This window comes from Sphingobacterium sp. WOUb80, assembly GCF_050058145.1.
Taxonomy (GTDB): Bacteria; Bacteroidota; Bacteroidia; order Sphingobacteriales; family Sphingobacteriaceae; genus Sphingobacterium.
The window spans coordinates 3,982,651-3,996,425 of the sequence record NZ_CP165617.1; the positions used below are offsets into that span (position 1 = coordinate 3,982,651).

The 13,775-nt window shown below is 38.1% G+C and carries 13 protein-coding genes; 11 read left to right on the top strand and 2 right to left on the bottom strand.

Going from position 1 to position 13,775, the window contains the following annotated elements; genetic code table 11:
• Window positions 1-36: 36 nt before the first annotated feature.
• Complete coding sequence (gene yidC, locus AB1Z56_RS16705) at window positions 37-1,860, top strand: membrane protein insertase YidC (protein WP_309367095.1); 1,824 nt, start codon at window positions 37-39, stop codon at window positions 1,858-1,860.
• Between the two features lie 121 nt (window positions 1,861-1,981).
• Window positions 1,982-2,767, top strand: a complete 786-nt coding sequence (locus AB1Z56_RS16710; RefSeq protein ID WP_426789697.1) for an META domain-containing protein — start codon at window positions 1,982-1,984, stop codon at window positions 2,765-2,767.
• A gap of 108 nt (window positions 2,768-2,875) precedes the next feature.
• On the opposite strand, the gene AB1Z56_RS16715 is transcribed toward AB1Z56_RS16710, so the two are convergent.
• Window positions 2,876-4,225 carry an acyl-CoA dehydrogenase family protein gene (locus tag AB1Z56_RS16715; protein ID WP_309367097.1) on the bottom strand — a complete coding sequence of 450 codons (1,350 nt, stop codon included), beginning with the start codon at window positions 4,223-4,225 and terminating at the stop codon, window positions 2,876-2,878.
• A 304-nt stretch (window positions 4,226-4,529) separates the two neighbouring features.
• Here AB1Z56_RS16715 and AB1Z56_RS16720 point away from each other — a divergent pair, with 304 nt between their 5' ends.
• From AB1Z56_RS16720 to AB1Z56_RS16735, 4 genes are all read left to right on the top strand, one after another.
• Entirely contained in the window at window positions 4,530-4,754 is a 225-nt protein-coding gene (locus AB1Z56_RS16720; protein ID WP_046671848.1) for a PG1828 family lipoprotein, read from the top strand.
• A 146-nt stretch (window positions 4,755-4,900) separates the two neighbouring features.
• Window positions 4,901-5,104 (top strand): PG1828 family lipoprotein, encoded by a 204-nt coding sequence (locus AB1Z56_RS16725; protein ID WP_309367098.1) that lies wholly within the window; start codon window positions 4,901-4,903, stop codon window positions 5,102-5,104.
• A gap of 125 nt (window positions 5,105-5,229) precedes the next feature.
• Window positions 5,230-6,579, top strand: coding sequence for an adenylosuccinate lyase (gene purB / locus AB1Z56_RS16730; RefSeq protein ID WP_309367099.1), 1,350 nt, complete (start codon window positions 5,230-5,232; stop codon window positions 6,577-6,579).
• Window positions 6,580-6,651: 72 nt separating this feature from the next.
• On the top strand, window positions 6,652-7,206 hold the full coding sequence (locus tag AB1Z56_RS16735; protein WP_088162909.1) for a NifU family protein: 555 nt from the start codon (window positions 6,652-6,654) through the stop codon (window positions 7,204-7,206).
• A gap of 98 nt (window positions 7,207-7,304) precedes the next feature.
• Here the strand turns inward: AB1Z56_RS16735 and AB1Z56_RS16740 are convergent, their stop codons facing one another.
• Window positions 7,305-9,722, bottom strand: a complete 2,418-nt coding sequence (locus AB1Z56_RS16740) for a glycoside hydrolase family 3 N-terminal domain-containing protein (protein ID WP_426789698.1) — start codon at window positions 9,720-9,722, stop codon at window positions 7,305-7,307.
• Window positions 9,723-9,891: 169 nt separating this feature from the next.
• Between AB1Z56_RS16740 and AB1Z56_RS16745 the strand changes: the two genes are divergently transcribed.
• Genes AB1Z56_RS16745 through AB1Z56_RS16765 form a run of 5 tightly spaced genes read left to right on the top strand, consistent with a single transcriptional unit; the run spans window position 9,892 to window position 13,767 of the window.
• A complete protein-coding gene (locus AB1Z56_RS16745; RefSeq protein WP_309367101.1) occupies window positions 9,892-10,740 on the top strand; it encodes a transketolase in 849 nt (282 codons plus the stop codon).
• Between the two features lies 1 nt (window position 10,741).
• Window positions 10,742-11,695 carry a transketolase family protein gene (locus tag AB1Z56_RS16750; RefSeq protein WP_426789699.1) on the top strand — a complete coding sequence of 318 codons (954 nt, stop codon included), beginning with the start codon at window positions 10,742-10,744 and terminating at the stop codon, window positions 11,693-11,695.
• 21 nt (window positions 11,696-11,716) lie between these two features.
• Window positions 11,717-12,262, top strand: a complete 546-nt coding sequence (locus AB1Z56_RS16755; protein ID WP_309367103.1) for an RNA polymerase sigma factor — start codon at window positions 11,717-11,719, stop codon at window positions 12,260-12,262.
• A 33-nt stretch (window positions 12,263-12,295) separates the two neighbouring features.
• Window positions 12,296-13,348: a hypothetical protein gene (locus AB1Z56_RS16760; RefSeq protein ID WP_426789700.1), complete on the top strand. Its 1,053-nt coding sequence runs from the start codon at window positions 12,296-12,298 to the stop codon at window positions 13,346-13,348.
• Window positions 13,348-13,767 carry a hypothetical protein gene (locus AB1Z56_RS16765; RefSeq protein ID WP_293903513.1) on the top strand — a complete coding sequence of 140 codons (420 nt, stop codon included), beginning with the start codon at window positions 13,348-13,350 and terminating at the stop codon, window positions 13,765-13,767. Before AB1Z56_RS16760 ends, AB1Z56_RS16765 begins: the two co-directional genes overlap by 1 nt.
• Window positions 13,768-13,775: the final 8 nt, after the last annotated feature.

Below are 13,775 nucleotides of genomic sequence, written 5' to 3' on the forward strand. Positions count from 1 at the left end.
TAGAAGGATACAATTAATTAAGTTTAATTATTAAAAATGGATAGAAATACCCTAATTGGTTTGGTCCTGATGTTTGCTATCATCACTGGTTCATTTTACCTGATGAAGCCTTCAGAATCAGAAATCAAACAAGAACAAGCGAGACAAGAGGCTAAAGCGCGTACAGAAAAAGGACTGCCTGCCGAAAGTGACTCTACCGCTAAAGCCAAAGCAGTACAAACAGCAGTGATTGCTGATTCGGCGGAATTGAAAAAGCCTTTTGGCGCCACAAAATTTGGAACCGAGAAAGTCGTTACGATTGAAAATGAAACCATCATTGCCAAAATCAGTACAAAAGGTGGTAAAGTTAAATCCGTGGAACTAAAAGGTGAAAAGAATTTCAATGGAAAACCTTTGATGCTTTTTGATGGCGACGACAACAAGTTTGGATTTCAGTTTAATGCAGCAGGTCAAAATGTATCAACAAATGATTTATACTTCAACACCGAATCTTCGGATATTCAAGTTTCTGGCGAAGGTAAACAATCTGTAAAATTCAGACTGAATTACAGTGCCGACCAGTATATTGAATATGTATACTCAATTGCAGGTAAAGGCTATAATGTAGGATTGGACATTAACACAAAAGGAATACAGAATTTAATTCCGCAGAGTCAAAAAACGTTGACCCTTAACTGGAACACCACGTTGAGACAAAAAGAACAAAACATAGAATCTGAAAGACAGAAATCTACTCTTTATTATAAAGAAGATAATAAAGTAGACCATTTGTCCGAATCAAAAGATGCCGATGAAGCATTGGAGAAAAAAGTGCAATGGATTGCATTTAAGCAACATTACTTTTCCAGTATCCTAAATGCCAAAGATGGTTTTGTCAATGCAAAAGTGGATGTAAAACATGCATCAGAAACGGACATCATCAAATTCTATAATACCAATGCAGAATTAGCATTTGATAATCATAAGGACAACAACTATTCTTTAAATTTCTTCTTTGGTCCAAACCAATACAATGTATTGAAAGCCGAGGGTAATGACTATCAATCGATCATCAATATGGGTTGGGGCCCTATGCGTTGGATCAACCAGTGGATTACAGTACCTGCATTCAACTTTCTGGATGGCTTCCATATGAGTTATGGTATTGTCATCTTGTTACTTACATTGCTGTTAAAATTGGTTCTTTCACCAATGACCTACAAGTCTTATGTCTCTATGGCCAAAATGCGTGTATTGAAACCGCAGCTGGATGAGATCAAAGCAAAAGTGGGTGAGGATAATCAAATGTTGATGCAGCAGGAGCAAATGAAACTGTACAAACAGGTTGGTGTGAATCCGCTTGGTGGATGTCTTCCACTTGTCTTACAAATGCCATTTACAATTGCGTTCTTCTACTTCTTTCCAAATTTATTTGAATTGAGAGGACAAAGCTTCTTGTTTATGAAGGATATGTCAACCTATGATACGCTGTTTACATTTGCACCTATTTTTGGATCATTCAATCACATCTCTTTGATGTGTATCTTGATGACATTGACAACATTGTTAACTACTTGGTATAACAACGCTACATCCGGTGCTACAGGACAAATGAAGTACATGGGTTATATCATGCCTTTGATTTTCTTTTTTGTTTTGAATAGCTTCCCTGCAGGTTTGAACTACTACTATTTCTTAAGTGCGTTATTTACGTTCTTAACTCAGTTGGTTATTCGCACCATGGTGAATGATGAGAAAATCTTAGCTAAATTGGAGGAAAATAAAAAGAATCCAAAAGCAGATAAAAAATCGAGTTTCCAATCGAAAATGGAGGAAATGATGCGTGCGCAACAACAGGCACAACAAAACAAAAATAAATAGTGCGATTTTATCGTATTGAAAACGAAGGCTTCCAGACAGGAGGCCTTCGTTGTTTATAAACTTTTGTAGCACTTTGTCAAACCAAACGTTAGAAAGGATGTTAATAGGTTAAATTTAAAATATGAACTTTAGAAATATCGGAATATTGGCCATGTTGATCGTTGGTCTTGGAAGCTGCTCGGTGATTAAAAAGAACACTGATGAGCAAAAATCAGCTAGTACTCTATCTGCCGTGACGGGAAAGAAATGGCAATTAATTGAGATTAATGGTCAAGCTGTTGCGGATCAGGTCAACGGCAAAATGCCTTACCTTCAACTGGACGAAAAAAGTTACAGTGCAAGTGGAGGCTGTAATGGCATAGGCGGAGATTTGACTTTGTCAAACAATGGACGAATTAAGTTTGCTCAGGGTATGTCCACGATGATGGCCTGTCCGGATATGTCGATTGAACAAGCATTGTCCAAAAACCTTATTGCTGCAGATAATTATACGGTTAAGGATGGTATTCTTAGCCTGAACAAGGCCAAAATGGCTCCCCTGGCAAAATTTAAATTAATTCAGGACAATAAGCAAGCACTTAGCGGAACCTGGGAACTTGATTATATATCCGGTCCGAGGATTGCTTTTGATGGTTTATATCCCAATCGCAAACCAACAATGACATTTGATGCTACCAGTAGCAAAGTGAGCGGAAATAGCAGCTGCAACAATTACAATATGACATTTAAAACCAACGGGACCGCCATTAATTTCGGGCCGGTTATGTCGACGAAAATGGCCTGCGAAGGGAATGGAGAAGCTACCTTTTTTTCAACGTTAGAAAAGGTAAATACTTACAGTATTAACGAAAATACGCTGACATTTATTATGGGTGATATCGCGATCATGCGGTTTAAACGTAAATAGAAGATTTTTTTATACTAAATTCAACTGAAAAGGCTTTGTTAAAAACAAAGCCTTTTTATATCTATCGATATGTGTTATTTCTAAGGCACCAAATCAGCTAGGGCACAGTTAAACAAAAGCACTAAATCCGGTTATGCTTCGACCTACAATCAATGAATTAATCTCTTTTGTGCCTTCATAAGAATAAATTGCTTCGGCGTCGGCCAAAAACCGCGCAACATTATACTCCAGCAAAATACCATTTCCGCCCATGACCTCTCGAGCCTTGGAAACAATATCTCTCGTACGTAAAGAACAGAAGACTTTGGCCAGCGAGGCATGTTCATCCCTTAGCCGTCCCGCATCTTGTAATTCAGATAATCTGAAGACAAGCGTTTGCATAGCTGTTAAATTGGATAACATTTCAACCAGATGATTTTGAATAAGTTGAAAAGAAGCGATTGGCTTACCAAATTGCTTCCTTTTACGCGTATAATCCAAGGCATTTTCATAGGCACCTCTCGCACATCCTACGGCCATCCAAGCGACCCCTGCCCGAGTCATCTGAAGAACCTTTCCTGTATCTTTGAAGGAGTTTGCATTTTGCAGGCGATCGCTTTCTGGAACAGTACAATTCGTTAAAGTAATAAGACCATTCTGTACAATACGCAAAGCCATCTTATCTTTAATTTTCTCAACTGAAAAACCTGGGTTGTCTTTTCGTACGATAAAACCTTTAACTTCTCCATCATCAAGATCCCTAGCCCAAACAATGGTGATATCAGAAAAGGTGGAGTTCCCGATCCATTTTTTTTGCCCATTTAACACCCAACCTTCGGCTGTCTTCTTACAGGTTGTTGTCAATCCACCTGCTGCTCCCGATCCTACTTCAGGCTCTGTTAAACCAAAAGCACCAATCACTTGCATCTGCTGCATTTTGGGCAGCCACTCTTGTTTTTGTTCTTCGGATCCACAAATATAAATTGATCCCATAGCCAAACCACTCTGTACGCCAAAGAACGTCGCTACAGAAGCATCTACACGTGCTATCTCAGCCGCTATGATCCCTTCCATTAAAGAACTTCCACCCATACAGCCATATCCATCATAGGTATAGCCACAAATATTTAAAGCCGCTAGTTTCGGTACAATTTCAAAAGGGAATTCATCTCTTAACCAATATTTATTGACAATTGGTTTGACTTCAGTCTCCATAAATTCCCTCACCTTCAATTGCAATGCACGGTCTGAATCGTTTAATTTGCTATCCATAGCATAGAAATCACCATTAATAGGAGGTAATTCTTTTTTTTCTTTTCCTGCACTCAACATTTTCATTAGACCATGAAGCTGTTTATCATCCATTTTTGATACGGCATCCATCACTGCTCCCAAATCCACTTTCTTCGATATTTCTTCCAATTTGCCAAAGTCTATTGATTTTGCCAAATCCATTATATTCTTTACTTTATCAAACATAATTGCAATTTCTTTTTAAGTGTTCACTTCTTAAAATAAGAAAAATAATGTAAAATTGTTTGTTACTAACTTAATCTTATCGACGATCACCCTCCCTTCACCCTTGTTAAGCTAAAGGATAACACAAGCGGATTGAATAGAGAGCTTGAGATATATCTTCTTACTTAGAATAAATTAAACATCTAAAAAACAACGATTTACAAATATTTTTAAAAAAATATTTTTTTTTGGGTTACCTTTTTTGGTTACGTGTATTAACAGATGAAAAAGAAAATTATTTCAATTTAAATTAGAAAATTAGAAAATGAAAAACGCATTAAAATTCGGTTTCTTAGGTTTAGCTTTAACTGTAGCTTTCGCATCTTGTAACAATTCAGAGAAAAAAGCTGAAGGTGCTGCAGATTCAGCTTCTGCTTTAGTTGATTCAGCTGCTAACACATTGGATTCAGCTGCTACTAAAGTTGACTCAGCTGCTGCTAAAGTTGATTCAGCTGCTGCTAAAGTTGATTCAGCTGCTACTAAAAAATAATTTAGGACTGAATAACGCTTTTGAAAGGCCTTTTTTACGAAAGGCCTTTCTTTTTTTCAAAAAAGAGAAAAAGTAGGGTTACCTTTTTGGTTTAATGGTATTAACTCCTAAATAACAAGATTTAAAAATATTTTAATTTTAATAAAATGAAAAACGCATTCAAATTCGGTTTCTTAGGTTTAGCTTTAACATTAGCTTTCGCATCATGTGGTGAAACAGCTAAAAAAACTGATGCTGCTACTGATTCAGCTAATGTTGCTTTAGATTCAGCAAACACTCAATTGGATTCAGCAAAAACTGCTGTAGATTCAGCTGCTGCTAAAGTTGATTCAACTCAAGCTGCTCACTAATTCTTCGAAATAGAATTTACAACGTATAAAAGCTTCCTTTAACCAGGAGGCTTTTTTTATATCTACACCAATTAAATTGCTAAGCTCCAAGCATTTTTTTACCTTTGCCAAAAATCATTCAATCTATGGCTTTATCATCTTTAACAGCAGTTACGCCTATCGACGGACGCTATTACAATAATACTCACGAACTTTCAGCTTTTTTTTCTGAATTTGCCTTAATAAAATATCGAGTACGCGTAGAAGTCGAATATTTTATTGCATTAAGTGAATCAGGTATTGCTCAATTGCAACAGTTTGACAAAACATTAAATGAAAAATTGCGCGATATCTATAGAAATTTTTCTCAAGAAGATGCTATCTGGATCAAGAATACGGAGAAAGTTACAAATCACGATGTTAAAGCTGTTGAATATTTTCTAAAAGATCAGTTTGAAAAATTAGGATTGCAGGATTATCTTGAATTCATCCATTTTGGTTTGACTTCACAAGATATCAATAACACGGCGATTCCACTTTCATGGAAAGAAGCCATCAATGAGAGTTATACGCCATCAATCGAAGAATTGCTTCATGAATTAAAATCGCTAGCAACTTCGTGGTCAGACATTCCAATGTTGGCACGTACCCATGGGCAACCTGCCTCTCCTACTCGTTTGGGTAAAGAGTTTTATGTTTTCATTGAACGAATAGAACGTCAATTGCAACTATTACATCAAGTACCTTATTCAGCCAAATTTGGTGGAGCAACCGGCAATTTCAATGCACATCATGTTGCCTATCCAGCAACCAATTGGGTTGATTTTGGCAATAACTTCGTAAACAATATTTTAGGTTTGGACCGTTCACAAACGACGACACAAATTGAACACTATGATAATTTTGCGGCAAGCTGTGATGCATTGAAACGGATCAATAATATTATCATCGATCTATGTCGTGATATCTGGACTTATATTTCGATGGAATACTTTAAGCAAAAAATTACTGCTGGTCAAATAGGTTCATCGGCGATGCCACATAAAGTCAACCCAATTGACTTTGAAAATGCTGAAGGAAACTTAGGAATTGCAAATGCTGTTTTTGAACATCTTGCTGCTAAGTTACCTATATCGCGACTTCAACGAGATTTAACAGACTCTACGGTATTACGTAATATCGGTGTCCCTTTTGCGCATACTTTAATTGCCATTAAATCGACTTTAAGAGGCTTACGTAAATTGATCTTAAACGAACAGGCTTTGGCCAACGACCTTGAAAATAATTGGGCTGTGGTTGCAGAAGCTTTGCAAACTATATTAAGAAGAGAAGGCTATCCAAAACCATATGAGGCATTAAAAGATCTCACACGTACAAATACACATGTAACGAAAGAGACCATTGCAACATTTGTTGATAATCTAAATGTATCAGAAGAGGTGAAAGAGGAATTGAAAGCAATTAGCCCTGCTAACTATACGGGTGTCAGTTTATAAGCTTTGACTTATAGATGACCTTAAGAAAGCTTCTTTTGACCTATATTTGCTTGGAATAAAAATAGATAATACATGGCTACGATTAACGTATATACAGAGTCTACACCCAACCCTTCTACCATGAAGTTTTTGGTCAATAAATTGTTGATCAACGGTAGTGTAGATTTTCCAAATAAAGAGGCAGCACAAGATTCTCCGTTTGCGCTTGAATTATTCAAATTTAACTTTGTCAATGGGGTATTCTTTGCAAGTAACTTCGTGACCATCACCAAAACTGAAGATGCGGAATGGGAAGACATTGAGGCCTTGCTAAAAGATTTTGTAAAAGGTGCTGTAGAGTCTGAGCTTGCTGTAAAAACAGTCCACCATGACACGGAAGTTAATTTCGAGGGTACTGAAACTGAAGTCAAGATTCAACAAGTATTACATGATTATGTAAGACCTGCTGTTGAACAAGACGGCGGAGCTATCCATTATAAATCCTTCAACGAAGGTATTGTAACGGTTGAATTAAAGGGCTCTTGCAGCGGTTGTCCATCTTCGACAATCACTTTAAAAGCAGGTATTGAAGGATTATTGAAACGCATGGTCCCAGAAGTGACTGAAGTTGTTGCTGAAGCCATGTAATCACTGTTATTCAACAGCATAAAAAAGGATTCAGCATTGTATTTTGCTGGATCCTTTTTTTTCATACCAAGCGACAGAGAGTTACAATTACTCTGTTCCTAATTGATAACATCAAATGAATCTTTAAGTGGAAGATGAACAGAAGAATTGCCGATAAATACTTCAAATTTACCGGGCTCAACTGTCCAATTATTGTGCTTATCCAAAAGTTCTAGGTGGGCAGGTAAAATAGAAAATTGTACGGTCTTCTTCTCCCCTGGATTAAGTTCAACTTTTTCGAATCCACGCAAATCCATTTCATACGTCGTTACTGAAGACAACACATCTTTGATATAGAGCTGCACAACTTCAGCACCTTTTCTCTTCCCTACGTTTTCAACATCAACCGAAACTGTGAGAGAATCTGTTGGTTTAATCTGTTTCTTTGTGAGTTTCAAATTAGAGAAACTAAAATCTGTATAGCTAAGGCCATAACCAAAAGGGTATAAAAACCCAACAACCCGACTATTCCCCCATCCATTGGGGCCAACCCCGGGCTGTCCGGCCTGTGCCGCAGGCTTTGTCGGAAAATTCATTTCAATTTGTCCGACGGACTTTGGGAAAGAAATAGGCAATTTTCCGCTAGGATTATACTCCCCAAACAACATTCCAGCGAGCACATTTCCAGATTGATTGCTCAGAAACCAGCTTTCCACAATTGCTGGTAGATACTTGTTTTCCCAATTGACAGTAAGTGGACGACCATTGACGAGTACCAGCACAATAGGTTTACCTGTTTCTTTCAATTTCATCAAATAGTCGCGTTGCTTACCTGGCAAATTTAGATCTGATCTTGATCGACTTTCACCAACCTCTCTTTCTGACTCGCCCATTACTGCTATGATCAGGTCAGATTCCTTGCCGAGACGAACGCCCTCCGCCATATTATCCATTTCCTCGCTTGACAAGGCTGTTGGAATAATCTCGCTCTCGGGCCAATTTTTATCCACTACGTCTACTCCTTTGGTATAATCAACCCGAAGTGCCTTTGTTTTTGCATAGTTTATGATCCCATCTTTAATGGTTGTAATCGGGTTATTGGAAGGTCCGTACCGACTTGTCGTATAATTTGTTGCTTCTGCCATTGGTCCGGTAACCAAAATCCGTTTGTATTTATTCACGTCTATTGGAAGTAGATTCTGTTCATTTTTCAGAAGAACAATAGACTCCCTATTCATTTGAAACGAAACCTCTTCATCTGCGGGTGTATGCACTTTTTTATCAGCAATCGCTGTATCTTCTCGCAATGGATGGTCAAATAAACCCAGTTTAAATTTCACGGTCAGTACTTCACGAACCCGCTGATCCAATATTTTAATATCGAGGCCTCCCTCGTTGATCAATTCCATTAATGGCGTTAAATAGGTACTTGGCGGATCGAAATTCGTCCGCACATTCAGCCCAGCCTCTAGTGCCTGTTTAATAGCCTCTTTATAACTTGCCGCAACATGGTGTTTATTGTTAATAAACTCCAAGGCCTCACTATCGGACACCACATAACCTTCAAAACCATAATCTTTGCGTAATAGATCCTGTAAGAAATAGCTGCTAGCTGATACAGGTACACCATCATAATCATTATAACTACTCATGACTCCCAGCGGTTTGGCTTCCTTTATGACTCTTTTAAAGGGGTACAAATGCAGAGAATGCATTTCACGAAAGCCAACATGAGGATCCGTGCGTGCATTTCCATCTCTTCCGCCTTTGGGTACAGAATAGACCGCATAGTGTTTCAATGTAGAGGCGACACCATTTTGCTGGATTCCTAAAACAACCTGTTTACCCATCTCGGCGATATGAAATGGATCTTCGCCATAGGTTTCAACAACTCTTCCCCAGCGTGGGTCTCTAGAAACATCAAGAATAGGTGTATAGACATTGGTATAACCTAAATACTTGGCTTCTCTTCCTATTGTCTCCCCAGCTTTACGTACAAGTGTCGTATTCCATGTACTTCCGATATTGATCGGTGCTGGTAAAGAGGTTGCCCGATCGTGATTGAGTCCATGAATACCTTCGTTTGTAAAGTCGACGGGAATACCAAGCCTTGTATTTTCAACAAACCATTTTTGAACATTATTCAGCGCTTGCGCGTGACGGCTAAAAGGGTATGAAAATGAACTTTTTGCAGATTTATTATAAGCTAAGCTATTTAACATTTCGTCGATATTGGCCAAGCCATATTTCCAGATCTCTTTATCCCAAGCCGCTGTAGGCTGTTCATCCTTCAAGACCCTTCCGTAGCCGTAGAGCGTAACCGTCTGATTGGCCTTCTCTTGGACAGTCATCTGACTCAACAGATCTTCCACGCGGTTGGCTATGTTCTGTTTGGAGTCTTCATAAATATCTTTTTTCCCATTTTTGTTAAAATCGATCCAGTCCTTATGGTAAATGTTGCTATGCTGCGCAGAAGAAGGCAAATAAAGGGCCGAGAGTGCTGAAATAATAAGGTAGCTTTTGAGTTGATTAGGCATTATGCTGAAAATTGTTGGTTTTATAAAGTGAAGCAAGGTACAAAAAAATTAAAAATCCAAGATCAAACACATCATCGTTTCGGAATAAGTCAATATAAATTCATTTTTTAACAAGCATCTAGCTTAAAAATAGTTAACTTTACGTCCAATTGTGAAACCAACAAAAAAAATGAGTGCAGATATTAACAAACTAGAACAAATTGCATCACAGGTAAGACGTGATATCGTACGTATGGTACACGCTTGTCAATCAGGACACCCAGGTGGTTCGTTAGGTTGTACAGATTACTTTGTGGCGCTTTATTTCAATGCAATGAAACGCAATCCTTCCTTTGACATGAATGGAAAAGGAGAAGATCTATTTTTCCTGTCAAATGGACACATCTCTCCTGTATTCTACAGTACATTGGCGCGTGCGGGATATTTTGAAGTGAGCGAATTAGCAACGTTCAGAAAAATCAATTCCAGACTTCAAGGTCACCCAACAACACACGAAGGCCTTCCAGGCATCCGTATTGCTTCGGGGTCATTGGGCCAAGGATTATCTGTTGCAATTGGAGCCGCACAGGCAAAAAAATTGAATAAAGACAATAATCTAGTTTATGTATTAATGGGTGATGGCGAATTGCAAGAGGGCCAAGTTTGGGAAGCTGCAATGTACGCACCACACAACAAAATCGACAATTTGATTGCTACCGTTGACTATAACAAAGCACAAATTGACGGATCTACAGATCAAGTATTATCTCTTGGTGATCTACGTGCAAAATGGGAAGCTTTTGGATGGGATGTCATGGAAATTGCCAAAGGCAATGACATGAATGCTGTTGTTGCTGGTCTAGCAGAAGCTAAATCACGTACAGGAAAAGGCAAACCGGTCATTATTCTGATGCATACAGAAATGGGAAGCGGTGTTGATTTTATGATGGGTTCTCATAAATGGCATGGTGTTGCTCCAAATGACGAACAATTGGCGTCGGCGTTGAATCAGCTTACAGAAACTTTAGGAGATTACTAGAATGAAAAAATATACTTATACAGAGTCAAAAGATACACGTTCGGGATTTGGTGCAGGCTTATTGGAAGCAGGAAAGCAAGATGAGAATGTGGTTGCATTATGTGCTGATTTGATCGGTTCATTAAAAATGAACGATTTTATCAAAGAATTTCCAGAACGTTTTTTTCAAATCGGTATTGCGGAAGCTAATATGATGGGAATTGCTGCCGGACTTACGATCGGTGGTAAAATACCATTCACAGGTACATTCGCAAATTTTTCAACAGGACGTGTTTATGATCAGATTCGCCAATCGATTGCATATTCGGACAAAAATGTAAAAATTGCAGCGTCGCATGCTGGTCTAACCTTAGGTGAAGATGGTGCAACTCACCAAATTTTAGAGGATATCGGATTGATGAAAATGCTACCAGGAATGACGGTAATCAATCCTTGTGATTTCAATCAAACAAAAGCGGCTACAATTGCGGCTGCAAAATATGAAGGACCCGTTTATTTACGTTTTGGTCGCCCTGTAGTCCCTAACTTTACACCTGCTGATCAGGAGTTTATCATTGGCAAAGCAGTGTTGTTAAACGAAGGAACAGATGTAACAATCATTGCTACCGGTCACTTAGTATGGGAAGCTATTCAAGCTGGTGAAAAATTAGCTGAATTAGGAATCAATGCTGAAATTATCAATATTCATACGATCAAACCTTTGGATGAGGAGGCTATTTTGAAATCTGTTGCGAAGACAAAGTGTGTCGTAACGGCAGAGGAGCACAATCGTCTAGGCGGTTTAGGTGATAGCGTTGCCCAGGTACTTACAAGAGAGCTACCTACTCCACAAGAGTATGTAGCTGTAAATGACAGCTTTGGAGAATCAGGTACACCAGCTCAATTGATGGAAAAATACGGTTTGAATGCAAATGCGATTGTCGCTGCAGCTCAAAAAGTAATCAAAAGAAAATAACAAAACTACGCAGGTCAATATATGGATGACGCTTTAATTATAGCAAAATTCGCCGAAGAGAGTACGCGAGAAGAAGCTTTCCGTTTATTGTTGAAGAAATATCAACAAAAGATTTATTGGCATGTGCGAAGAATGGTCATCGATCATGACGATGCAGACGATGTAGTACAGGACATCTTTGTGAAAGTATGGAAGAACCTTGGGAACTTTCGTGAAGATTCACAACTATACACGTGGCTTTATCGTATTGCGACAAATGAATGTATCACCTTCTTAAATAAGAAAAAGCAAAAGCAGAACGTGTCGTTGGATGACGACACGACTGCTTATCTGGCAGAGACACTTGCAGATGGCAACTACTTTAATGGTGATAGAGCCCAAATGAAATTACAACAGGCTTTACTTACCTTACCAGAGAAGCAGAAATTGGTCTTTAATATGAAATATTTTGAAGACATGAAATATGAAGAGATTTCAGAAGTACTCGGAACAAGTGTTGGTGCGCTAAAAGCCTCCTATCATTTGGCCGTCAAAAAAATAGAGTCTTTTTTTAACAATCATGATTAAACCTTTTAGCGAAATTAGGTTCTAACAGATACTATGAAGGAAAATGGCACATATCATGATGGGCTGGAGCCTACCAATCTTCCAGCATCATTGCGTGAAAATCCATTTGGCTTACCTGAAAATTATTTCAACGATTTAGAATCAAAAATAATTACACAAGTCAAATTGATTGAATGCAAGGACGAATCCATCTTTGAGGTTCCAGAAGGATATTTTGATAACCTGTCTGATGCCATCATGTGCAAAATAGCAGAAGACAATTTTAAAAATCAAGTCTCTTCTGACGGTTTCGAAATTCCATCACAGTATACTTCCGAATTATCTTCAACGATATTCAGCCGCATTTCTGAAGACAGATTAAAAGAAACGATTGCATCGGATGGATTTACAATACCTTCTGATTATAATCAATCTCTTGAAAACTCCATCTTCAATCGCATTTCTGAATATAAATTAAAAGAAATGATTACATCGGAAGGATTTACTCTACCTTCTGATTACAGTCATTCTCTTGAAAACTCCATCTTCGCCCGTATCGCTGAGCAAAAATTAAAGGAAACTACTCCTAAAGATGGTTTCTCAGTTGCAGCTGGCTATGAGCAAACATTAGAATCTGCTATTTTTGCGCGTATTGCTGAAGAAAAATTAAAAGAATCGATTGTTGAGCCAGGTTTTGACCTACCACAATATTATTTTGAAACGCTTTCGGACAGAATTATTAATACTGTACAGGAACCTGAAAAAGGTAATACGCCTGTCCATCAAATAGGTAGACCGAAAAAGTGGTATGCACGCTATGCTGTTGCAGCATCTTTTGCAGCCATGTTAAGTATAGGAGGATATTGGGGCTATCAGTATCAACAACAAAATACAGCTCCTGTAGAAACTATTGCAGAAGAGCAATTGAGCCAGCATTTATCAGAAATTCCTAAGCAGGAAATTATCAATTACCTTGCAGCATCAGCCTCTGGTGACGATATGATCTATATGTCTCAGTATACTGATGAAGCAAATCTCCCTACAAAAGGATTTGGGAGCAATATATCTAAACAAGAAATAGAAGATTATCTAAACTATACCTTATAATGATGTTCAATAGAAAAAACATATGGATAACATTGTTCTTTAGTATATTTTCTATTGCCTTGGGCTTTGCGCAAGACAAAAATCGATTTCAAGCTATAGAAAATGAAAAGATAGCTTACATTACTAAAGAACTAGATTTAACTCCAAGAGAGGCGCAGCAATTCTTTCCGCTCTATAACGAGTATAGCCAGACATTGTGGGATATCAGGAAAGAGAAATTGAATGGCGCTCCTAAAAATAGTTTCAGAGGCGGTTCCAGGGATGTATTGCAATATGATGCAAAGGAAGTGGAAATCAAAAAAGAATACCGCGCCAAATTTGCAAAGGTCATAGGCAATGCCCGGGCATCCCAATTTTTTGAAGTAGAACAGGAATTTAGAGAACATCTATACAAATCCCTACAGAATAGAAGAAAATAATCCGAAAA